20 protein-coding genes are annotated in these 21,482 nt (G+C 70.9%); 12 read left to right on the top strand and 8 right to left on the bottom strand.

The annotated features are described in order from the left end of the window. Window positions 1–287: 287 nt before the first annotated feature. Both MPE_RS17130 and MPE_RS17125 read right to left on the bottom strand, forming a co-directional pair. Entirely contained in the window at window positions 288–491 is a 204-nt protein-coding gene (locus MPE_RS17130) for a hypothetical protein (protein ID WP_041929741.1), read from the bottom strand. 104 nt (window positions 492–595) lie between these two features. Beyond that, complete coding sequence (locus MPE_RS17125; protein ID WP_148210976.1) at window positions 596–904, bottom strand: hypothetical protein; 309 nt, start codon at window positions 902–904, stop codon at window positions 596–598. A 205-nt stretch (window positions 905–1,109) separates the two neighbouring features. Between MPE_RS17125 and MPE_RS17120 the strand changes: the two genes are divergently transcribed. Together MPE_RS17120 and MPE_RS17115 are read left to right on the top strand one after the other, a co-directional pair. Next, entirely contained in the window at window positions 1,110–2,069 is a 960-nt protein-coding gene (locus MPE_RS17120; RefSeq protein ID WP_041929739.1) for a hypothetical protein, read from the top strand. Between the two features lie 19 nt (window positions 2,070–2,088). Beyond that, window positions 2,089–2,853: a type III pantothenate kinase gene (locus tag MPE_RS17115; protein ID WP_011830965.1), complete on the top strand. Its 765-nt coding sequence runs from the start codon at window positions 2,089–2,091 to the stop codon at window positions 2,851–2,853. A gap of 12 nt (window positions 2,854–2,865) precedes the next feature. Here MPE_RS17115 and hslU read toward each other — a convergent pair whose 3' ends face one another. From hslU to MPE_RS17090, 5 genes are all read right to left on the bottom strand, one after another. Beyond that, window positions 2,866–4,221, bottom strand: a complete 1,356-nt coding sequence (hslU, locus tag MPE_RS17110) for an ATP-dependent protease ATPase subunit HslU (RefSeq protein WP_041929738.1) — start codon at window positions 4,219–4,221, stop codon at window positions 2,866–2,868. Next, a complete protein-coding gene (gene hslV / locus MPE_RS17105) occupies window positions 4,218–4,775 on the bottom strand; it encodes an ATP-dependent protease subunit HslV (RefSeq protein ID WP_011830963.1) in 558 nt (185 codons plus the stop codon). Before hslV ends, hslU begins: the two co-directional genes overlap by 4 nt. 102 nt (window positions 4,776–4,877) lie before the next feature. After that, a complete protein-coding gene (locus MPE_RS17100) occupies window positions 4,878–6,731 on the bottom strand; it encodes an STAS domain-containing protein (RefSeq protein WP_011830962.1) in 1,854 nt (617 codons plus the stop codon). 55 nt (window positions 6,732–6,786) lie between these two features. Then, window positions 6,787–7,701 carry an RNA polymerase-binding protein DksA gene (dksA, locus tag MPE_RS17095; protein ID WP_085984405.1) on the bottom strand — a complete coding sequence of 305 codons (915 nt, stop codon included), beginning with the start codon at window positions 7,699–7,701 and terminating at the stop codon, window positions 6,787–6,789. Between the two features lie 137 nt (window positions 7,702–7,838). Then, a complete protein-coding gene (locus tag MPE_RS17090) occupies window positions 7,839–8,882 on the bottom strand; it encodes a CobW family GTP-binding protein (protein ID WP_011830960.1) in 1,044 nt (347 codons plus the stop codon). Window positions 8,883–9,057: 175 nt separating this feature from the next. Between MPE_RS17090 and MPE_RS17085 the strand changes: the two genes are divergently transcribed. The 9 genes from MPE_RS17085 to MPE_RS17045 all read left to right on the top strand — a co-directional run bounded on the left by MPE_RS17085 (window position 9,058) and on the right by MPE_RS17045 (window position 19,515). After that, window positions 9,058–9,966, top strand: coding sequence for a CorC family transporter (locus tag MPE_RS17085; protein ID WP_036234932.1), 909 nt, complete (start codon window positions 9,058–9,060; stop codon window positions 9,964–9,966). Next, entirely contained in the window at window positions 9,963–11,543 is a 1,581-nt protein-coding gene (lnt, locus tag MPE_RS17080; protein ID WP_011830958.1) for an apolipoprotein N-acyltransferase, read from the top strand. The genes MPE_RS17085 and lnt overlap by 4 nt, the downstream gene beginning before the upstream one ends. Window positions 11,544–11,632: 89 nt before the next feature. Then, window positions 11,633–12,370, top strand: coding sequence for a hypothetical protein (locus MPE_RS17075; protein ID WP_011830957.1), 738 nt, complete (start codon window positions 11,633–11,635; stop codon window positions 12,368–12,370). A 60-nt stretch (window positions 12,371–12,430) separates the two neighbouring features. Continuing rightward, a complete protein-coding gene (locus tag MPE_RS17070) occupies window positions 12,431–13,894 on the top strand; it encodes a cytochrome P450 (RefSeq protein ID WP_011830956.1) in 1,464 nt (487 codons plus the stop codon). Between the two features lie 143 nt (window positions 13,895–14,037). Next, a complete protein-coding gene (gene glyQ / locus MPE_RS17065) occupies window positions 14,038–14,994 on the top strand; it encodes a glycine--tRNA ligase subunit alpha (RefSeq protein ID WP_011830955.1) in 957 nt (318 codons plus the stop codon). Further along, window positions 14,991–17,108, top strand: a complete 2,118-nt coding sequence (gene glyS / locus MPE_RS17060) for a glycine--tRNA ligase subunit beta (protein ID WP_011830954.1) — start codon at window positions 14,991–14,993, stop codon at window positions 17,106–17,108. The genes glyQ and glyS overlap by 4 nt, the downstream gene beginning before the upstream one ends. A gap of 1 nt (window position 17,109) precedes the next feature. Continuing rightward, entirely contained in the window at window positions 17,110–17,742 is a 633-nt protein-coding gene (gene gmhB / locus MPE_RS17055; RefSeq protein ID WP_011830953.1) for a D-glycero-beta-D-manno-heptose 1,7-bisphosphate 7-phosphatase, read from the top strand. Continuing rightward, on the top strand, window positions 17,739–18,503 hold the full coding sequence (locus MPE_RS17050) for a lysophospholipid acyltransferase family protein (protein ID WP_011830952.1): 765 nt from the start codon (window positions 17,739–17,741) through the stop codon (window positions 18,501–18,503). Before gmhB ends, MPE_RS17050 begins: the two co-directional genes overlap by 4 nt. 49 nt (window positions 18,504–18,552) lie before the next feature. Then, window positions 18,553–19,515 carry a M48 family metallopeptidase gene (locus tag MPE_RS17045; RefSeq protein WP_011830951.1) on the top strand — a complete coding sequence of 321 codons (963 nt, stop codon included), beginning with the start codon at window positions 18,553–18,555 and terminating at the stop codon, window positions 19,513–19,515. Window positions 19,516–19,534: 19 nt separating this feature from the next. Here MPE_RS17045 and MPE_RS17040 read toward each other — a convergent pair whose 3' ends face one another. Continuing rightward, complete coding sequence (locus MPE_RS17040; RefSeq protein WP_011830950.1) at window positions 19,535–20,266, bottom strand: aspartate/glutamate racemase family protein; 732 nt, start codon at window positions 20,264–20,266, stop codon at window positions 19,535–19,537. 209 nt (window positions 20,267–20,475) lie between these two features. Here MPE_RS17040 and MPE_RS17035 point away from each other — a divergent pair, with 209 nt between their 5' ends. Beyond that, complete coding sequence (locus MPE_RS17035; RefSeq protein ID WP_011830949.1) at window positions 20,476–21,471, top strand: ABC transporter ATP-binding protein; 996 nt, start codon at window positions 20,476–20,478, stop codon at window positions 21,469–21,471. The last annotated feature ends 11 nt before the right edge of the window (window positions 21,472–21,482 follow it).

Below are 21,482 nucleotides of genomic sequence, written 5' to 3'. Positions count from 1 at the left end.
CCGTAGCGCTCCCCGACTCTTTTGTAGTCCTGACGTGAGGCACCGAGTACCTAGGACAGACCCTGACCGACCCGGTTCGGGCGGACCCGCCTGACTCAGAATGGCGCAGACACTAGGGGTTGCCCGAGGCTGAATGCAAATAAATCGGCCGGGAATGGGCATTGCGGTGTGCGCGTCGGCGTGACGCGGCCGCGTTCAGCGTGCGGTGCGTGTGTGCGGCGATGCTCGCCGCATTGGCGCGTTGCAGACACAGCGCGACCAGCGCACGGTGCGCGCGCCTTGCCTCGTCAAACAACGGAAGCGTCGCCTTGGGAGTCGAAAGCCGCGTCGGGCCAGTGCCGCGCCTGCAGCGGCGGCAACGCGGCCTCGCAGCCGAGCATCGCACCGTCGCACTCTTCGCCGTGAGACAGCGCGCCCACGTCCGGGCCGTCGATCCGACCCCGCCGACACCAGCGCCGCACGTCGGCCACCCATTCGTCATCGTTCGCCATCCGACGCTCCGTCATCGCCCGGAACGCCGGACCGTGGCTGCATCGTCGGCCCGTGGCGCCATCGCGGCAATCGGCCGACAGAGCAGGTCTCTGTAGGACGGGGCCTACAGACCGGGGTGCGCGGTCCGAGGGGCTTCCGCGGTCGACCGCGCCAGACACCAGTGCCGCTCCGCCTTGTCCGAGTGCTGGCCGCAACGCTTGAGCCTGTCGTCCGGTGCGCGCAGCGCCGGGGGCGCCGCGGTGGACGCCTCGGTGGGGCTCGCGCCGCCCACGCCGATCACGAATGCCGATAGCAGGCCGATGGCGAGCGCGCCGCCGGCGGCGGTGAGACGGTGCAGCCAGGCCGGCATGCCGGAGGGGCGGTTTGAGGCGGCGCTGCGATCGCGTGAGGAACCGTTTGTGCGTGTGTTCAAGGCGAGGCTCCAGGCTGGCCGCGGCGGCTGCCGACTCCCTCCAGCGGACGCATGGTGGCGGTGCGGCCGGGAGCCTGCCATCGGCCGGCGCAGCGACGTCTTGTCGGACGGCGCCTACAAACCCGGCGGCTGCGGCGGTTCGCACGCCCGTGGAGCGCGAACTCCGGAAGAACCGGGCCACAATTCGCAACCAACCTGGTTCTCGATGAGTTCGACGCCACCGCCCCCCGTCAAGACCGCTCTGGGTCACGAAGAACTGCGCCAGCGCACGCGCACGTTCAGCCAGCGCCACCGCACCGTGCTGCTGCTGGTCGACGGCAAGCGCCTGCAGGACGAGGTGCTCGCGCTGGCGTTGAAGGCCGGGGTGGCCCCGACCTTTTTCGACGAACTGGTGGCCGCCGGGCTGGTCGACCTGCAGGAGCCGGTGGCGGAGACCGAGGTCGCCGTCGCGCCTGTGAGCGAACCGGGCACCGCGTCGGGTGAGGCCGAGGTGGCGCGAGCCGCCGAGCCGCCTGCGGTCGACCGGACCGACCTGGACGAGGCGGTCTTTCACGACGTGGTGCTGGGGGTCGAGGTGCCGGAGCGGCCCGAGATGCCGGAGCCGGCCCCCTCGACCGACACCCAGGGCGGCCGTGCCGAGGCCCGCCCCGAGCCGAGTTTCGAGGACAGCGTGCCGGTCCCGCTGGTGCTGCCGGCCGGCAGCGCCGAGGCTTTGCCGGTGCGTCCCGCCCGGGTCAAGTTCGCTGCGCCGCTGTACCAGCCGCCACCGCCGCGGCCGGCCGGCACCGAGCGGCGGAGCGCCACCCCGCGGCTGACACCGGGACCTTCGCCGCTCGCGCGCCGTGCCGGCGAGGGTGGGGTGCTGCGCGACGAGCCCAAGCCGGCGCCCGTCGACGAGGAACCCATGCTGGCCGAAGTGCGCAGCCTGCTGATCGGCACCTTGCTGGTGGATGGCCCGGTCAGCAGTTCGCTCACGGTGCTGCGCGTCGGCCGTGCGCGCGACCGCTACGAGCTGATCGGGTTGGTGTGGCAGATCGAGCGCGCGCTGGTCACGGCGCGACGGCCGGTCGAGGCCATGAGCCGACTGCGCCGAGCCCGCGAACTGCTGGGCCTGGGCAATACCGTCGTCGACGAAGACACGAAGCCCGGTTCCAGCACCCACTGAAGACGAAGCCGCCTCGGCCATGACCCTGCTTGCAATCGATATCGGCAACACGCGCCTGAAGTGGGCGCTGTATCCCTCGGCCGTGCCCGGCAGTGAGCCCGTGGCCCACGGTGCGCGCTTCCTCGAGACCATCGACCAGCTCGGCGAGGCCGAATGGGCCGGCCTGGCGCCGCCGCCGCGCCATGTGCTCGGCTGCTGCGTCGCCAGCGACTCGGTGCGTCACCGCGTCGAGGAGCAGCTGGAGTTGTGGGACGTGGCACCGCGCTGGGTGGTGCCGGGCGCGGCCGAGGCCGGCGTGACCAACGGCTACGACCATCCGATGCGCCTGGGCAGCGACCGCTGGGTGGCGCTGATCGGCGCGCGGGCGCGCGTGCTCGCCGCCGGCGCGCGCCGGCCGGTGCTGGTGGTGATGGCCGGCACGGCGGTCACGGTCGACGCGCTCGATGCGGACGGCCGTTTCCTCGGCGGGCTGATCCTGCCCGGCCACGGCATCATGCTGCGCGCGCTGGAGGCCGGCACCGCCGGCCTGCGGGTGCCCACCGGCGAGGTGCGCGAGTTCCCGACCAACACCAGCGACGCGCTGACCAGCGGCGGCAATTTCGCCATTGCCGGCGCCATCGAGCGCATGCACCGCCATCTTCAGCAGCGCTGTGGCGAGCCACCGTTGTGCATCGTCACCGGCGGCGCGGGCTGGAAGGTGGTGCCGGCGCTGACCATCGATCACGAACTGATCGACACCCTGATCTTCGACGGCCTGCTGACCATCGCCGCGCAGCGCGGCTGAGCCGCCCCCGGGTCAGAGAATGAAGCGGGACAGATCCTCGTCGACCGCCAGCGCCCCGAGCTTGCGATCCACGTAGGCGGCGTCGATCGCGATCGTCTGGCCGCCCAGGTTCGGCGCATCGAAGCTCACCTCGTCGAGCAGGCGCTCCATCACCGTCGACAGCCGGCGCGCGCCGATGTTCTCGGTGCGCTCGTTGACGTCGAACGCAATCTGCGCCAGCCGGCGCACACCCTCGGGCCGGAAGTCGAGCCGGACGCCCTCGGTGTCCAGCAGTGCCTGGTACTGGCGTACCAGGCTGGCGTGGGTCTGGGTCAGGATCGCCTCGAAGTCCTCGACCCGCAGCGAGCCCAGCTCCACCCGGATCGGGAAGCGGCCCTGCAGCTCCGGGATCAGGTCGCTCGGGCGCGCCAGGTGGAAGGCGCCCGAGGCGATGAACAGGATGTGATCGGTCTTGACAGTGCCGTGCTTGGTGCTGACCGTCGTGCCCTCCACCAGCGGCAGCAGGTCGCGCTGCACGCCCTGGCGCGAGACCTCGGCGCCGCTGGCGCCGTCGCCGCGCGACGTGACCTTGTCGATCTCGTCGATGAAGACGATGCCGTTCTGCTCGGCGCTGGCCAGCGCCTGCGTCTTGATCTCGTCCTCGTTGACCAGCTTGGCCGCCTCCTCGTCGACCAGCAGCTTCAACGCCTCGGCGATCTTGAGCTTGCGGGTCTTGCGCCGCGTCTGGCCCAGGCTGGCGAACATGCCCTTGAGTTGCTCGGCCATGTCTTCCATGCCGGGCGGGCCCAGCAGTTCGACGGCAGCGCGCGGTTCGGCGAGTTCGAGCTCGATCTCCTTGTCGTCGAGCGTGCCCTCGCGCAGGCGCTTGCGGAAGGTCTGGCGCGCCGTGCTGTCGGCCGGGGCGGGGGCCGGCGAGCTGGTGCTCAGCCCGAAGCCGGCGCCGGCATGGGCGGGCGGCGGCAGCAGCACGTCGAGGATGCGTTCCTCGGCGGCATCCTCGGCGCGGACGCGATGGGCCCGGATCGCGGCCTCGCGCGTCTGCTTGACGGCCAGGTCGACCAGGTCGCGGATGATCGAATCGACGTCCTTGCCGACATAGCCGACCTCGGTGAACTTGGTGGCCTCCACCTTGATGAAGGGCGCGTCGGCCAGCTTCGCGAGGCGGCGCGCGATCTCGGTCTTGCCGACGCCAGTGGGCCCGATCATCAGGATGTTCTTCGGCGTGATCTCCGGGCGCAGCCTGTCGTCCACCTGCTGGCGGCGCCAGCGGTTGCGCAGCGCGATCGCGACGGCGCGCTTGGCGTCCTGCTGGCCGACGATGTGGCGGTCCAGCTCGGACACGATCTCCTGCGGGGTCATCGCGCTCACTGGCTGACGGGCTCCGGGTCGGTCAGCACCTCGATGGTGTGGTGCTGGTTGGTGTAGATGCACAGGTCGCCGGCGATCTCGAGCGACTTCTTGACCATCTCGGCCGGACCGAGCGTCGTGTGGGCCAGCAGCGCGCGCGCGGCCGCCTGCGCGTAGGCGCCGCCCGAACCGATCGCGACGATGCCGTGCTCGGGCTCCAGCACGTCGCCGTTGCCGGTGATGATCAGCGAGGTGTCGCGGTCGGCCACCGCCAGCATGGCCTCGAGGCGGCGCAGCACGCGGTCGGTGCGCCAGTCGCGGGTCAGGTCGATCGCGGCGCGCACCAGGTTGCCCTGGTGCTTCTCGAGCTTGCCCTCGAAGCGCTCGAACAGCGTGAAGGCGTCGGCCGTCGCCCCGGCGAAGCCGGCCAGCACCTGCTCCTTGTAGAGCCGGCGCACCTTGCGCGCCGAGGCCTTGACGACGATGCTGCCGAGCGTCACCTGACCATCGCCACCCAGGGCGACCTCTCGGCCGCGGCGTACGCTGAGGATGGTGGTGCCGTGGTACGAATCCATGGAGAAGCAGTTGAAGGCAGAGGCGGGGGCTTCAAGCCCGGGATCTGGCGGGGAGCGATCCGCGGCGCCGGCTGCATTCGTGCCGTCCGGCGGGCGTGACGCTCAGAGGTTGCGCACCTTCACGCGTGCGTGCTCGTTGATGCCCATCGCGTTGAAGAACAGGCCCAGCAGGCGATGGGCGTCCTCGAAATGGACGAGACGGTTCTCGTTGCGGCGGTGCAGCACCCAGTTGAGCAGGTCGCCGGCCGCGACGAAGTCCATGCGGATCAGTCGCGCGCAGTTGACGCTCACGACCGTGGAGTTGCCGAGCTGGGATTCGAGCCGCTGCAGCACGCTGCCGATGTCGCCGACCAACTGGCCCGACAATTCGACCGCTGCGGTGCGGACGCCGCCGGCCTCCTCGAGCACCTGCGACTCCGCGAAGCCGCTCGTCGCGTCGCTGGTCACCATCGAGCGCGATGCGAGGGTCATGCCGCCAGCATCGGCCATCTTGACGACGCACAGCGACGCCTCCCACGACGGCGGCGACACCTCGTAGGTCACGCAGTAGTCGATCGCGATCTCGTCGAACTGGTCGGGCCGGTTGCACAGCCTCAGCGTCGCCAGGCGCAGCAGCCAGTAGGCGGGGTCGGCATCGCGCACGCCGGTGGGCGCGGCCTCGGCGAGAACCGAGAGTAACTGCTCGGCGCCGATCCAGCGCATCTGCAGCTTCTGCGTGCCCCAGTGGTGCATCAACTGGCTCAGCTCGCCGCAGGCCTGCGCGTCGATCCTGCGCAGCGGGCTCCAGTCCATCACCCACGGCATCGGAAGCTGCAGCGTCCTGGAGCGCAGCAGCGCGACGCCTTCACCATCGAGCTGTTCCGGCGCGGCCCAGCCGATGCTGCCTTGGCTGCGCACCGCCTGCGCAGTGCTGGCCGCGGCCGCATTCTCGGCAGCCACCAGTTGGGGAATCGAGAACCATTGCGGCGCCGACCACCCGAAGCGCTGCACGTAGTCGAGCGCCAGGCTCTCGAACGGAGGTTGCTGGCCGGTGGCACGGTACAGATCGAACAGCACGAGCCAGGTCTCGGCATGGTTCGCGCGTTCGCCGTCGTCCGAGATGAGGCCGCGGATCGAGCGTTCGCAGCCCTCGAATTCGGCATTGGCGAAGGAAATCACCGCCTCGTCGAGCTCGGGGTCGTGGGCGATCTCGTTGACCTCGACGGCGAACGGGTTGCCGAAATCGGACATGCCCGGGCGCCCCAGGTGCACCGCTGGCGGTGCCGCGGCCGCGATGGGGACGCCGGGGGCTGTCGGTGTCGTGATCGGCGCCGGCGGCGAGGCCGGCGCGGCGGTGGGAGCAGGGGCCGCGTCCCAGGCGAGAGGGCCTTCTTGCGGCGGCGTCGTGACGGCAGCGTCGAGCACCGGGATCGACGACACGCTGGCGGGGGCCGCGTCGGACGGCGACGGGGCGCCCGCGCCGTCGATGTTGAACGGCTCGTTCATGGGCGCGGCCCGCTCGTCGAGCGCGCCCTGCACCGTCGAGGCGGTGTAGAACCCCGGGGGCTTCGTCGGGTTGGCGCGTCGGGCGATCACCTCGCCTTCCATCTGCTGCTCGATCTCGTCGATCTTGGCCTTGACCGCCGCGTCGTCCGGACGGGCCACACTGTTGGAGCGCGATTGGTCGGAATCGTCCAGGTCGGAGATCTGCAGGCCGGCCAGACCGTCGGCCGGCAGACCTTCGCGGCGGATCTTGCGCAGCATGTCGAACTCGCGCTTGCGCACGAAGTCGTTGCGCCGCTTGCGCTCGATCATCGCCTTGAGCTCGCTCTTGGCGTAGCCGCTCTGCAGCGGCTCCTCGGTCCCGCCGGGTGTGTTGAGCTCGGTCCAGTCCGTCGCCGGATTGGCGACGAACTTCACCACCTTGCGGAAGAAGCTGGTGCCTCCGGCCTTGGGATCGGGGTCGACGTCGGCCATCGCGGCAGCGAGCTCGGGTTCAAAGAAGTAGAAGGACGAGGACGGGACGGCTCGCTCAGTCGCCGAACATCTTCTGCTTCATCTCGCGGCGCTGCTGCGCCTCGAGCGAGAGCGTCGCGGTCGGTCGGGCGAGCAGGCGGCCCAGGCCGATCGGCTCGCCGGTCTCGTCGCAGAAGCCGTAGTCGCCGGCCTCGATGCGGGCGATCGACTGCGAGATCTTCTTCAGCAGCTTGCGTTCGCGGTCGCGCGTGCGCAGCTCCAGCGCGTGCTCTTCCTCGATCGTCGCCCGGTCGGCCGGATCGGGCACGATCGACGTGTCCTCGCGCAGGTGCTCGGTGGTTTCGCCGGCGTTGTCGAGCAGGTCGTTGCGCTGCTGCATCAGCCGGGTCCGGAAGAACTCCAACTGCTTGTCGTTCATGTACTCGCTGTCGGGCATCGACAACAACTCGTCCTCGGTCAGGTCGCGGCCGGCCTTGGTCTTCCAGACGTTGGCGAGCTTCGGATCGATCTTGCGCGGCGGACGCGGCAGGTCGATGACATTGCTGGCCGGCGGCCGGCTCGGCGGCGGCAGCGGAATCGACGGCGGGTGGATGTCGGCCGGGGCGGCGACGGACTTGGAGGCGCGCAGCCGGGTGGCCGGCTTCACCGGTGCCGGCGGAGGAGGCGCTTTGGGAGGGATCGACTGGCTCACGGACGGGGGCGTCGCTTTCTTGTCAAGGAGGGGCGCTGCCGGCTTGGCGGGCGCCTTCACGGCAGGAGGGGGCGGGGCGGGGGCCCGCTTCGGTGTCTTGGCGGCGGCCGCCGGAGCGGCGGCCTTCTTCGGAGCTTGCTTGGCGGCGGGCTTGGCCGGCGGTCGCTTCGCCGCCGCCTTCGCGGGCGTCTTCGTCGCAGCGCCCTTCTTGGCGGGCGGCGACGCTGCCGCCTTCTTGGCGGTGGGGCGGGGGGCGGCCTTGGCCGGGGTCTTGCTCACAGCGGGGATCTCCTCACGGCGGCTTCACGTCTTCCTCACCCGGGCATGCTCTGTGGATGCCGTGCCCGGGTCAAGCGCCGCGCATTGTAGCGACGTGGTGTCGATGCCACGTGCGGCGCCGGGCGCCAGGGGCCGCTTCAGGCCAGACATTGCTCCAGCCCCTGGAGGAAGACGTCCTTCGGCAGGTCGATGCCGATGAACACCATCTTGCTGCCGCGGGTCTCCCCGGCCGCCCACAGCGGGCCGACGTCGCTGCCCATCAGCTGGTGGACGCCCTGGAAGATGACCTTCTTGTCGAAGCCCTGCACCCGCAGCACGCCCTTGTAGCGCAGCATCCGCGGACCGTAGACGTTGACCATGGTGCCGAGGAATTCCTCCAGCTTGGCCGGATTGAACGGGCGGTTGGAGCGGAACACGAAGCTCTTCACGTCGTCGTCGTGGGCGTGATGGTGGCCGTGCGCGTGCGACGGGTGGTCGCAGTGCTCGCCGTGCTCATGGTCGTGATGGTGGTGCTCGTGGTCGTCGGCCTTCAGGAAATCGGGGTCGATGTCGAGCTTGGCGTTCAGGTTGAAGCCGCGCAGGTCGAACACGTCCTTCAGCGGCACCTCGCCGAAGTGCACCGCCTGCAGCGGCGCACGGGGGTTCATGTGCTTGAGGCGGTGGATCAGCGCGTCGGTCGCGTCCTTGGCGACCAGGTCGGTCTTGGACAGGAAGATCTGGTCGGCGAACCCCACCTGGCGGCGCGCCTCCTGCCGGTCGTCGAGTTGCTGGCCGGCGTGCTTGGCATCGACCAGCGTCAGGATCGAGTCGAGCAGGTAGCTCTCGGCGATCTCGTCGTCCATGAAGAAAGTCTGTGCGACCGGGCCGGGGTCGGCCAGGCCGGTGGTCTCGATCACGATGCGGTCGAAGTCAAGCTCGCCCTTGCGCTTCTTCGCAGCCAGGTCGGTCAGCGTCGCGCGCAGGTCCTCGCGGATCGTGCAGCAGATGCAGCCGTTGCTCATCTGGACGATCTGCTCCTTGCTGTCGGTCACGAGGATGTCGTTGTCGATGTTCTCCTCGCCGAACTCGTTCTCGATCACGGCGATCTTCTGGCCGTGGGCCTCTGAGAGCACGCGCTTGAGCAGGGTCGTCTTGCCGGAGCCGAGAAAGCCCGTGAGGATCGTGGCAGGTATCAGTGACATGGTGGACGCTCGGCCGTGTGAAGAGACTCGCACACATGAGGGTGGGCGACTGTCGATCAAGGTCCCGGGGCTGTCAAGCAAGCTGCAGGCCTGACCGGGGCGAGATGGTATCTGCAGCGCGGGCCCGTCATGGCGCTGGGGTATTCTTGACGTTCCTCCACTCTTGGCACCGCCCGTGTCCGAGCCTCAACCAGGTCGACCTGCCCGCGCAGGCGACAAGGCAGCGCCCCACGCCGACAAGGCGGGCGACCGACGCAGCCTGTTCGAACGCGTCGTCGAGTTCCTCTCGCCCGGCCCGGATTCCAAGGACGAACTGATCGAGACGCTGGCCGACGCCGAGTTGCGCGAGCTGATCGAGCCGGAGTCGCGCATCATGCTCGAGGGCGTGCTGCGCATGGCCGACATGACCGCCGGCGACGTGATGGTGGCGGCGCCGCGGATGGACCTGCTGGACATCGGTGCCCCCTACGACGAGCTGCTGGAGGTGGTGATCGACACCGGCCACTCGCGCTTCCCGGTGTACGACGGCGAGCGCGACAACGTCATCGGCATCCTGATGGCCAAGGACCTGCTCAAGCTGCACCGGGCGCCCGAGCTGAACCTGCGCGCACTGCTGCGCCCGGCGGTGTTCGTGCCCGAGACCAAGGGCCTGAACGAGCTGCTGCGCGACTTCCGCTCCAACCGCAACCACCTGGCCATCGTGATCGACGAGTTCGGCAAGACGGCCGGACTGATCACCATCGAGGACGTGCTCGAGGAGATCGTCGGCGAGATCGAGGACGAGTTCGACGACAAGGACCACGCTTCCGGCGTGTTCACGCTGGCCGACGGCAGTCAGCGCGTTGCCGGAGACGCCGGCATCGCCGAGGTCAACGCCGTGTTCGACACCACGCTGCCGGAGGACGACTTCGACACCATCGGGGGCCTGGTGGCGCACGAGCTCGGCCGCGTCATGCGCCGCGGCGAGACGGTCGACGTCGGCGGGCTGCGCTTCGCCGTGATGCTGGCGCGCGGGGGTGCCGTTCGCTGGTTCAAGGTGACCCGCGCGGACGGCCCGCCGCCAGCGTCGCCGCCCGAGGCTTGACCCCGCTGCCCGCCCCGCCCGCCACAGGTCGGCCCGGGGCGCCGTGGCCGCTGGGGGCCGAACTGCTGCTGATGGCCGTGGCGGGTGGCCTGCACGCCTTCGCGTTCGCGCCGCGTGATGCCGGCTGGCTGCAGCTGGCGGCCGTGACCTGGCTGGCGTGGCGCGTCGGCCTGGCCCGCACGCCAGCGCGCTCGGCGGTGCTGGGCGGCAGCTTCTCGATCGCCTGGCTGGCCGGCGGCACCTGGTGGTTGTTCATCAGCCTGCACCGCTACGGCGGTCTGCCGGCCTGGCTGGCGGTGGTGGCGATCGCCCTGTTGTGCGCCCTTTTGTCGCTCTACCTCGCCGCGGCGATGGCCGCGTGGCATCGTTGGCGGCCCGTCAGTCCGTGGGGTGGTGCGCTGCTGTTCGCCGCACTGTGGCTGCTGGCCGAATTGGCGCGCGGGGTCGTCTTCACCGGCTTTCCCTGGGTTGCGGCCGGCTATGCGCACAGCGACAGCACGCTGGCCGGACTGGCGCCCTGGCTCGGCGTCTACGGCATCGGCGCGGTGTCGGCGGGTCTCGCCGCGCTGGCCGCAGCGGCGCTCGCCGTCGCGGTGCCGAGCCGTTGGGCGCTCGCCGGCGCAGCCCTGGCCCTGTGGTGGCTGCCGACGGCGCTGCCGCAGCAGCACACCGAGCCCACCGGCACGCTGTCGGTCGCGCTGCTTCAGGGCAACGTGGCGCAGGACGAGAAGTTCGCGCCGGAGCGCCAGCCCGAGGACCTGGTGTGGACGCTGCGAACGATGGTCGAGGCGCGCGCCGACCTCGTCGTCGCGCCGGAAACCGCCATCCCGCTGCTGCCCTCGCAACTGCCGGAGGGGCTGTGGGACGGGCTGCGCGCCGCCTTCGCCGACGGCGAACGTGCTGCGCTGGTCGGCCTGCCGCTCGGCGACCCGCAGGCCGGCTACACCAACTCGGTCGCCGGCCTGTCGCGCGAGGCGGCCGCCGGGCCCGGCGGCGCCTACCGCTACGACAAGCACCACCTCGTGCCGTTCGGCGAGTTCATCCCGCCTGGCTTCCGCTGGTTCGTCGACCTGATGAACATGCCGCTCGGTGACTTCAACCGCGGGCCGCTGGTAGCACCTTCGTTCGTGGTCCAGGGAGAGCGGGTGGCGCCCAACATCTGCTACGAAGACCTGTTCGGCGAGGAGCTCGCGGCCCGCTTCGGCCCCGGCGGCGACGCGCCCACGGTGCTGGCCAACGTCAGCAACATCGCCTGGTTCGGCGAGTCGGTCGCGATCGACCAGCACCTGCAGATCTCGCGTCTGCGCGCGCTCGAACTGCAGCGGCCGATGATCCGCGCCACCAACACCGGCGCGACCGTCATCATCGACCACCGCGGCAAGGTCACCCGCTGGCTGGCGCCGCACACCCGCGGCGTGCTCGAGGGCACGGTGCAGGGGCGCAGCGGGCTCACGCCGTTCGCGTGGTGGGCCGGGCGCTACGGGCTGTGGCCGCCGTTGGTCCTGGCGCTGGCGATCGTGGCTCCGGCGGTGTGGCGTGGCCGCCGCACTCGCGGGGGCGATCCGGCCCGAATCTGAATCGGGTCTGAACCGCAGCTGAACGGCGCACTGCGGCGGTGCATGGCGCCCCGGAGCGCGACTACAGTGCAAAGTCAGGAGAAATTCCCATGACCTTGCGCTTGAAGTTTTCTGCGTTGCTGATCTCTGCGTTCGTGAGCTCGGCCGCCCATGCCGACCCGGCCGACTACATCTTCAGCCCGGTCGTCGAACACGGCGAACGCGAGATCGACAGCAAGGCCGGCATTGCCCAGGATCGCAACGGGCGCAGTTTCTGGGGCGGCAAGCTCGGTGTCGAGTACGGCTTCACGCCATGGTGGTCGAGCGAGGCCACCGTCAACTTCGGGCGGGAACTCGGCGAATCGACCCGCGTGCATTCGCTCGAATGGGAGAACCGCTTCCAGTTCACCGACACCGGCGAGCAGCCCTACGAGATCGGCCTGCTGATCGAGGTCGAGCGAGAACGCGAATCCTCCGAGGGCTATGAACTGCGCTACGGGCCGCTGCTGCAGGCGAGCTGGGGCGCGGTGCAGTGCAACCTGAACCTGCTGTTCGAGCGCCGCCTGCATGCCGACGACGGGCACACGCCCACCGAGTTCGGCTACCAGTGGCAGGTGCGCGTACACAGCGACTCGGCGCTGGACTGGGGCGCCCAGGGCTTCGGGCACCTGGGGCGCTGGGACCACTGGGCGCCGCGATCGCAGCAATCGCACATCCTCGGCCCGGCGGTGTTCGCCCAGCTCGGCGACGACGACGAGGACCCGCAAGTGGAGGCCGGCCTGCTGTTCGGCACCGGTGGGGCGGCGCCCCGCGCCACGCTGCGTCTGCAGGCCATGGTGCCCTTCTGAGGCGCGGCGCTCAAGTCGGATTCGCGCACACTCCTCCGGTCCGATGACCGCGAGGAGACGATGCGCGAGCCGAACGAAGCCGATGACGCCGCCGTTGCGAGGGCCCGCGCTGCCGACGCGGCACCGCTGAGGTCGGTGGCTGCGCTGCCGGGGCCGCGGGGCTGGCCGCTGATCGGCAACCTGCTGCAGTTCGACCTGCCGCGACTGCACCGGCAGTTCGAGGACTGGGCCGACCGCCACGGCCCGACCTACCGCCTGCGCCTCGGCCGGCGCGAGGTGCTGGTGATCTCCGATGCGGAGACGATCGCCGCTCTGCTGCGCGACCGGCCCGACACCTGGCGGCGCATGCGGCCGATCGAGGCGGTGATCCGCGAGGCCGGCGGTCACGGCGTGTTCTCCGCCGAGGGCGACGACTGGCGGCGCCAGCGCCGGCTCGTGATGAGCGCCTTCGACCCCGGTCACCTGAAGCGCTTCTACCCATCGCTGCAGCGGGTGACCGAGCGGCTGATGGCCTCGTGGCGCGAGGCGGCGCGGCGAGGCGAGGCCATCGACCTGCAGGCCTCGCTGATGCGCTACACGGTGGACGTCACGACCGGCCTGGCCTTCGGCGTCGACCTGAACACGATCGACGCTCCGCATCCGCTGCAGGAGCACCTGGACAAGTTGTTCCCGATGCTGTTTCGCCGCGTCAACCTGCCCTTCCCCTACTGGCATTACCTGAGGCTGCCGATCGACCGCGAGTACGACCGCCACCTGCGGCGCGTGCACGAGGCGGTGCGTGGCTTCGTGCAGGCCGCAAGGCAGCGCCTGCAGGACGAGCCGACCCGCCGCGAGCGGCCGACCGACCTGCTGGAGGCGATGCTGGCCGCGCGCGACGCCGACGGCAGCGCCTTGACCGAGGAAGAGGTGGCCGGCAACGTGCTGACCGTGCTGCTGGCCGGTGAAGACACCACGGCCAACACGCTGGGCTGGGCGATCTGGCTGCTGCACGAACATCCGGACGATTGGCAGGCACTCGTCGCCGAGGTGGACGCTGCACTCGGCGATGCACGGTTGCCGCCGAGCTTCGACGCGGCCCGGGGCCTGGCCTCGATCGAGGCCAGCGTCGGCGAGGCGATGCGCCTGAAGCCGGTGGCGCCCTTGCTGTTCATGGAGGCCAACCGCGAGACGGCACTGGCCGGCTTCCGCCTGCCACCCGGCGCCGTGGTGTTCTGTCTGATGCGGCGCGCGGCGCTCGATGCCCGGCTGGCCGAGGACGTGGCGGACTTCCGGCCGGGCCGCTGGCAAGACGGCGCAGACCGGGCCGTGCAGAAGGCCTCGATGCCGTTCGGCGCCGGCCCCCGCCTGTGCCCCGGCCGCTACCTCGCGCTGCTGGAGATGAAGATGGTGCTGGGCATGCTGGCGCGCAACTTCGAACTGCTCGAAGTCGGCCCGGAAGGCGGCGGGGCGCCGGGCGAGCGCATGGCCTTCACGATGTTCCCGGTCGGGCTGAAGATGCGGCTGGCGGAGCGGGCGCGGCGTTGATCGCACGGACTGCGGACCGGCCGTGCAACCGGTAGCGCCGCGCCGCGCGCCGGCCGTCCTCGGTGCGCGAAGCGGCCACCTAGAATCCTGGCTCCGCCGCGGCGCTCCGTTGCCGCGGCCCGCCCTCTCCACGACATCACACGATGCTGAGCTTCCAGCAAATCATCCTGCGCCTGCAGCAGTACTGGGCCGACCAGGGCTGCGCCCTGCTGCAGCCCTATGACATGGAGGTCGGCGCCGGCACCAGCCACACCGCCACCTTCCTGCGCGCGCTCGGCCCCGAGCCCTGGAAGGCCGCCTATGTGCAGCCGAGCCGGCGGCCCAAGGACGGCCGCTACGGCGAGAACCCCAACCGCCTGCAGCACTACTACCAGTACCAGGTGGTGCTCAAGCCGGCGCCGAGCAACATCCTGGAGCTCTACCTCGGCTCGCTCGAGGCGCTGGGCTTCGACCTCAAGGCCAACGACATCCGGTTCGTCGAGGACGACTGGGAGAACCCCACGCTCGGCGCCTGGGGCCTGGGCTGGGAGGTCTGGCTCAACGGCATGGAAGTCACGCAGTTCACCTACTTCCAGCAGGTCGGCGGCATCGACTGCCGGCCGATCACCGGCGAGATCACCTACGGCCTGGAGCGCCTGGCGATGTACCTGCAGGGCGTGGACAACGTCTACAAGCTGCAGTGGACCGAAGGGCTCAGCTACGGCGACGTCTACCTGCAGAACGAGCAGGAGCAGAGCGCCTACAACTTCGAGCACAGCAACGTCGACTTCCTGCTCACGGCGTTCGGCGCCCACGAGGGCAACGCGCAGCAGCTGATGACGCAGCAGCTCGCGCTGCCTGCCTACGAGCAGGTGCTGAAGGCCGCGCACACCTTCAACCTGCTCGACGCGCGCGGTGCGATCAGCGTGACCGAGCGGGCCGCCTACATCGGCCGCATCCGCAACCTGGCGCGCGCGGTCGCGCAGAGCTACGTCGACAGCCGCGCCCGGCTGGGCTACCCGATGGCGCCGCGCGAGTGGGTGGCCGAGATCGAGAAGGCGGGCGAAGCCGCCCGCAAGCCCGCCAAGGTCGCGAACGCGGAAGAGGCGGCCCGGGCATGAGCGACACCAAGAACCTGCTCGTCGAGCTGTTTGTCGAGGAACTGCCGCCGAAGGCGCTGAAGAAGCTCGGCGAATCCTTCGCCCAGACGCTGGCCGAGAGCCTGAAGGCCCAGGGCCTGGCCACCGAGCACTCGGCCACCACTCCCTTCGCCTCGCCGCGGCGGCTGGCGGCACACATCAGTGCGGTGCTGCCGGCCGCGCCCGACAAGGCGGTGTCGCAGAAGCTGATGCCGGTGAGCGTGGGCCTGACGGCCGACGGCCAGCCCACGCCGGCGCTGCTGAAGAAGCTCGCCGCGCTGGGCGCCGACGCCTCGGCGCTGCCGCGGCTCGAGTGTCGCCCCGACGGCAAGGCCGAGGCGCTGTTCTTCGACAGCCTGGTGCCCGGCGCGATGCTGGCCGCCGGACTGCAGAAGGCGCTGCTCGAAGCGCTGGCGAAGCTGCCGATCCCCAAGCTGATGAGCTACCAGCTCGAGACCGGCGAGCTGCCGGGCTGGGCCAGCGTGCAGTTCGTGCGCCCGGCCCACGGCCTGGTGGCGCTGCACGGCGCCGACCTGGTGTCGGTGGCCGCGCTCGGGCTCGAGTCGCGCCGTGAGACGCACGGCCACCGCTTCGAGGCGCAGATGGACCCGGTGGTGCTGCAGCACGCCGACCACTACGCGCAGCAGTTGCAGGACCAGGGCGCGGTGATCGCCAGCTTCGCGGCGCGCCACGGCGAGATCGCGCGCCAGCTGCAGGCCGCGGCCTCGAAGGAAGGCCTGGTGCCGATCGACGACCCGGCGCTGCTGGACGAGGTGACCGCGCTGGTGGAGCGGCCCAACGTGCTGCTCGGGCAGTTCGAGGAGAGCTTCCTGGCGGTGCCGCAGGAGTGCCTGATCCTCACGATGAAGGCCAACCAGAAGTACTTTCCGCTGCTCGACGCGACGGGCCGGCTCACGCACAAGTTCCTGATCGTCAGCAACATCAGCCCGGAGGACCCCAGCGCGGTGGTCGGTGGCAACGAGCGGGTGGTGAGGCCGCGGCTGGCGGACGCGAAGTTCTTCTTCGATCAGGACCGCAGGAAGACGCTCGAGGATCGCGTGTCCGGTCTGGACAGGGTCGTCTACCACGGCAAGCTCGGTACTCAGGGCGAACGCGTCGAGCGCGTGCGGGCCATCGCGCGGGCGATCGGCAGCCAGCTCGGCGGCGAGGCACTGGCGGCCAAGGCCGACCAGGCCGCACGGCTCGCCAAGGCCGACCTGCTGACCGACATGGTGGGCGAGTTCCCCGAACTGCAGGGCACCATGGGCCGCTACTACGCGCAGCACGACGGCCTGGGTGACGACATCGCGTTCGCGATCGAGGACCACTACCGCCCGCGCTTCGCCGGCGACGAACTGCCGCGCAACGAGGTCGGCACCGTGGTCGCGCTGGCCGACAAGCTGGAGACGCTGGTCGGCCTGTTCGGCATCGGCCAGCTGCCGACCGGCGACAAGGACCCGTTCGCGCTGCGGCGGCATGCGCTGGGCGTGATCCGGATGCTGACCGAGAAGGCCTTGCCGCTCGAGGTCGATGCGCTGCTGAAGACGGCCTTGCCAGCGTTCGGCGCGCTGATCGCCGACCCGTCGTCGGCGCTGGCCGAGTTCATCTTCGACCGCCTCGCCGGCAGCCTGCGCGAGCAGGGCTACCGCGCGCAGGAGGTCGACGCCGTGCTCTCGCTGCGCCCGCAGCGGCTGGGCGAGGTGGCGCAGCGCCTGGCGGCGGTGCGGGCCTTCGCGGCCCTGCCCGAGGCGCCCGCGCTCGCCGCGGCGAACAAGCGGGTCGGCAACATCCTGAAGAAGGTGGACGGCGCGGTCGAGCCGAAGGTCGACGCGGCGTTGCTGAAGGAGCCGGCCGAGGCCGCGCTGGCACAGGCGCTGGCGGCGGTGAAACCTGCGGCCGATGCCGCCTTCGCGCGCGGCGACCACGCGGCCTCGCTGCAGTCGCTCGCCGCACTGAAGGCGCCGGTCGATGCCTTCTTCGACGGCGTGATGGTCAACGCGGACGACCCGGCGCTGCGCGCCAACCGGCTCGGCCTGCTGGCCACTCTGCATGCCGCGATGAACCGCGTGGCCGATCTCTCGAAGCTGGCGAGCTGACATGCAGCCTCCCAAGCTCGTCATCCTCGATCGCGACGGCACCGTCAACGCCGACAGCGACGAGTACGTCAAGTCGGCCGAGGAGTGGCACGCCCTGCCGGGCGCACTGGAAGGCATCGCGCGGCTCAACCATGCCGGCTGGCACGTGGTGATCGCCACCAACCAGTCAGGCCTGGGCCGCGGGCTGTTCGACATGTCGGCGCTCAACGCGATGCACGCCAAGATGAACCTCGGGCTGGCGCAGGTGGGCGGCCGCGTCGACGCGGTGTTCTTCTGCCCGCACGCGCCCGACGAGGCCTGCGCCTGCCGCAAGCCGCTGCCCGGCCTGTTCACTCAGATCGCCGACCGCTACGGCGCCGATCTGACCAAGGTGCCCGCCATCGGCGACAGCCTGCGCGACCTGCAGGCGGCCCAGGCGGTCGGCTGCGAGACCCACTTGGTGCGCACCGGCAAGTGCGCGGGCCTCACCGACGCGCAGATCGCCGACCTCGTGCGCCAGGTGCCCGGCACCGTGGTGCATGCCGACCTGGCAACCGCGGCGGAGTTCATCGTGCAGCGCGAGCGCCACGAGCGGGCCATCGCGCGCGGCACCGTCGAGGTGCCCGACAGCAACGCCGGAGCGCTGGGGGCATGAGCCGCCTGCTGGCGGTGCTGCGCTCGGCAGTCTTCATCGCGTGGATGGCCGTCACGGTGGTGCCGATCGCCATCGTGGCGCTGCTGCTGTCGATCTTCGTGCGCGGCGATCCGGTGTACTGGGTCTGCATCAGCTGGCTGCGGCTGTCGATCTGGGGTGCGCGGGTGATCTGCGGCGTGCGCTACCGCGTACAGGGCATGGAGCGGCTGCCGGCCGACCGGCTCTCGCCGGTGATCCTGCTGCCCAAGCACCAGAGCACCTGGGAGACCTTTGCCTTTCCCACGCTGATGTCGCACCCGCTGTGCTACGTGTTCAAGCGCGAGCTGCTCTACATCCCCTTCTTCGGCTGGGCGATCGGGCGGCTCGACATGATCCACATCGACCGCAGCAAGCGCACCGAGGCCTGGAACCGCGTGGCCGAGCAGGGTCGCGAGTACATGGCCAAGGGCAACTGGGTCATCATGTTCCCCGAAGGCACGCGCACGCCGCGCGGCGACCAGGGCGTCTACAAGAGCGGCGGCACGCGGCTCGCGGTGACCACCCGCACGCCGGTGGTGCCGATCGCGGTGAGCTCGGCGAAGTGCTGGCCGCGCAAGAGCTTCGTGCTGCGGCCCGGCGTGATCGACGTCGTGATCGGCCACCCCATCCCCTCCACCGGCCGCCAGCCCGACGAGCTGATGCGCGAGGTGGAGGCCTGGATCGAGGCCGAGATGCGCCGCATCGACCCCGAGGCCTACCCGGCCGTCGCCGCGGCGCACTGAGTCCCGACCGGCGCCACGGCGTCATGACCGGCTTCTATACTCGCCCCCCATGACGCGCCGGGCCGCCGTGGCCGACCCCAACGCCCCCTTTCGCCAGCTCGACCTGCCGCTGTTCGCGCCGGACGAGCCAGCGGTATCCGCGGCCGCCGCACCGCAGGCCGCCGCGTTGGCGGTGCCGGAGCCGGCGCCCCGCCTCAGCGTGCCGGCCGCGCCGCCGGCGCCGTCCCGGCCGCAGGGCGCCGCGCTGAGCCCAGCCTTGTTCCGCCACCCGCGCGCGTCGCGCGAGATCGACCTCGGTCGCGCCGTCATTGCCTATGAATTCCAGCGCGCGCGGCGCCGCTCGATCGGCATGGTGGTCTCGGCCGAGGGGCTGAGCGTGCGCGCGCCGCGCTGGGTCGGCCGCAGCGAGATCGACGCCGCGTTGCGCGAGAAGGCGGCCTGGATCCAGGCCAAGCTGGTCGAGCAGCACGAGCGCGCGCAGAAGCACGCCGCCTCGCGCATCGAGTGGCGCGACGGCGCCAGCCTGCCCTTCCTCGGCGAGACGCTGATCCTCGTGCTCGACCCGCGCGCCACCGGCGCTGTGCTCAACAGCGACGCGGCGGCGCTGCCCGGCGTGCCGCGGCTCACGCTGCACATCGGCCTGCCGCACAGCGCCGCGCCCGAGCAGATCCGCGACGTGGTGCAGGCCTGGCTTCAGCGCCAGGCGAAACGCCTGTTCGAGGAACGCTGCACCCACTTCGCGCCGCGCCTGAACGTGCAGGTGCGCCGGCTGGCGCTGAGCTCCGCCCAGACGCGCTGGGGCAGCGCCAGCGCCGACGGTTCGGTGCGCCTGAACTGGCGCCTCATCCATTTCGCGCTGCCCACCATCGACTACGTGGTGGCGCACGAACTCGCCCACCTGCGAGAGATGAACCACAGCCCGCGCTTCTGGGACGTGGTGCGCTCGGTCATCCCCGATCTCGACACGGCCCGCGGCGCGCTGCGCCACGAGATGGTGCCGGCGTTCGACTGACGCGCGGGCGGGCGTCGGGCTACCAGCCCAGCGGGCCGGCCCAGCCCCGGTAGAGCTTGGGCAGCGGCGTCGCGTAGTCGCCGTGCTTGCTGGTGCGCAGCCCCAGGCCGACCAGCGCCTCGGCCAGCTTGACGGCCGCGGCCACGCCGTCGATCACCGGCACGCCCAGGCGCTGCTGCAGCGTGCCGCACAGACCGGCCATGCCGGCGCAGCCCAGCACGATGGCGCCGCTGTGGTCCTGCGCCAGCGCGGTGCGCGCGCTCGCCTCGATCTGCGCCAGCAGCGTGTCACCGGCTTCCTCGAGCGCGAGCACCGGGATGTCGGTGCCGTGGATGCCGCGGCAGCGTCGCTCGAAGCCGTACTTCAGCACCAGGTGCTCGGCGATCACGCAGGTGCGCGTCATCGTCGTGACGACCGAGAAGCCGGTGGCCAGCATCGAGGCGACGTGGAAGGCCGCCTCGGCGGTGCCCAGCACCGGTGCGTCGGTCGCCTCGCGGGCCGCGTCGAGGCCGGGGTCGCCGAAGCAGGCGATCAACACCGCGTCGGGCGCCAGCGGCGCGGCCTGCCGCACCTGTTCGGCCACGCCGGCGGCGGCGAACACCTCGTCGTAGTGGCCCTCGATCGACGCCGGCCCGAAGCCGGGCTGGGTGGCGATCACTTCGGTGCCGGCGGCGGCGACCGCGCGCGCCGCGTCGGCGATGCCTGCGGTCATGCCGGCGGAGCTGTTGGGGTTGATGAGCAGCAGCTTCATGGGATTCATCTCGTGAACAGGATCAGTGCGTTTTGCATACAAAACGCGCGGGGGGACCAGCGATGGTGCGCGCCTGAGGTCGGTCGAGAGGGCGCCCGCCGCACCTTGCGAGGCGCGTGCAAGGACCGCACCCGGGCGTCGCGGCCGGCAGGGCCGCAGCGGCGGGCCGGCCGCGTCGCCTGGCACATGCTTTGCGTACCGGCTGCACCATGAACCCACGCACCGACCTGGAACTCGTTCACCTGGTCAAGCGCTACGGCGACGCGGTCGCCGTCGCCGGGATCGACCTCAAGATCGCCGCCGGCAGCTACTGCTGTCTGCTCGGGCCCTCGGGCTGCGGCAAGACCTCCACGCTGCGCATGATCGCCGGGCACGAGCTGGCGAGCGAGGGCGACATCGTGCTCGGCGGCCGCAACATCACCAACCTGCCGGCGTCCGAGCGCGGCACCGCGATGATGTTCCAGAGCTACGCGCTGTTCCCGCACCTGAGCGCGCTCGACAACGTGGCCTTCAGCCTGAAGATGCGCGGCGTCGACAAGGCCGCGCGGCAGAAGAAGGCGGCTGACCTGCTGGAGCGCGTGTCGCTCGGCCACCTGGCGCACCGCAAGCCGGCCGAGCTGTCGGGCGGCCAGCAGCAGCGCGTGGCGCTGGCGCGCGCGCTGATCACCGAACCCAAGGTGCTGCTGCTCGACGAGCCGCTGTCGGCGCTCGATCCCTTCCTGCGCATCAAGATGCGCGCCGAGCTCAAGGGCTGGCAGACCTCGCTGGGCATGACCTTCATCCACGTCACGCACTCGCAGGAGGAGGCGATGGCGCTGGCCGACCAGGTGGTGGTGATGAGCCAGGGCCGCATCGAGCAGGACGGCTCGCCGCACAGCGTGTTCAACGCGCCGCGCAGCGAGTTCGTGGCGCGCTTCATGGGCGGGCACAACGTCATTCCCTCGTCGCGCGGCCTGGTGGCGGTGCGCGCCGACAAGACGCGCCTGAGCCGCGACCCGCTGCCGGCCGGCGACACCGTGCTGCCGGCCACCGTGCGCGCCACCGAGTACCAGGGCACCTACGTACTGCTGACGCTGCACAGCGCGGCGGTCGACGAGTTCAACGTCGTGCTGCCCGAGGCTGCCTTCGAGGCCCAGCCCTGGCAGCCCGGTGACAGCGCCTGCGCCCACTGGGACGCCGCCGACATGCATCCGCTGGCCGCCTGAGCCGGCCCTCT

Source organism: Methylibium petroleiphilum PM1 (assembly GCF_000015725.1).
Lineage (GTDB): Bacteria > Pseudomonadota > Gammaproteobacteria > Burkholderiales > Burkholderiaceae_C > Methylibium > Methylibium petroleiphilum.
Note: the sequence above shows the minus strand (reverse complement) of the source record. Positions and strands in the feature narration are given on the sequence as shown.

Coding starts and splice junctions, on each gene's coding strand:
- MPE_RS17130 (WP_041929741.1), bottom strand. CDS start 491: ATGGCGAACGATGACGAATGGGTGGCCGACGTGCGGCGCTGGTGTCGG.
- MPE_RS17120 (WP_041929739.1), top strand. CDS start 1,110: ATGAGTTCGACGCCACCGCCCCCCGTCAAGACCGCTCTGGGTCACGAA.
- MPE_RS17115 (WP_011830965.1), top strand. CDS start 2,089: ATGACCCTGCTTGCAATCGATATCGGCAACACGCGCCTGAAGTGGGCG.
- hslV (WP_011830963.1), bottom strand. CDS start 4,775: ATGGATTCGTACCACGGCACCACCATCCTCAGCGTACGCCGCGGCCGA.
- MPE_RS17100 (WP_011830962.1), bottom strand. CDS start 6,731: ATGGCCGACGTCGACCCCGATCCCAAGGCCGGAGGCACCAGCTTCTTC.
- MPE_RS17090 (WP_011830960.1), bottom strand. CDS start 8,882: ATGTCACTGATACCTGCCACGATCCTCACGGGCTTTCTCGGCTCCGGC.
- MPE_RS17075 (WP_011830957.1), top strand. CDS start 11,633: ATGACCTTGCGCTTGAAGTTTTCTGCGTTGCTGATCTCTGCGTTCGTG.
- MPE_RS17070 (WP_011830956.1), top strand. CDS start 12,431: ATGCGCGAGCCGAACGAAGCCGATGACGCCGCCGTTGCGAGGGCCCGC.
- glyQ (WP_011830955.1), top strand. CDS start 14,038: ATGCTGAGCTTCCAGCAAATCATCCTGCGCCTGCAGCAGTACTGGGCC.
- glyS (WP_011830954.1), top strand. CDS start 14,991: ATGAGCGACACCAAGAACCTGCTCGTCGAGCTGTTTGTCGAGGAACTG.
- gmhB (WP_011830953.1), top strand. CDS start 17,110: ATGCAGCCTCCCAAGCTCGTCATCCTCGATCGCGACGGCACCGTCAAC.
- MPE_RS17050 (WP_011830952.1), top strand. CDS start 17,739: ATGAGCCGCCTGCTGGCGGTGCTGCGCTCGGCAGTCTTCATCGCGTGG.
- MPE_RS17045 (WP_011830951.1), top strand. CDS start 18,553: ATGACGCGCCGGGCCGCCGTGGCCGACCCCAACGCCCCCTTTCGCCAG.
- MPE_RS17040 (WP_011830950.1), bottom strand. CDS start 20,266: ATGAAGCTGCTGCTCATCAACCCCAACAGCTCCGCCGGCATGACCGCA.
- MPE_RS17035 (WP_011830949.1), top strand. CDS start 20,476: ATGAACCCACGCACCGACCTGGAACTCGTTCACCTGGTCAAGCGCTAC.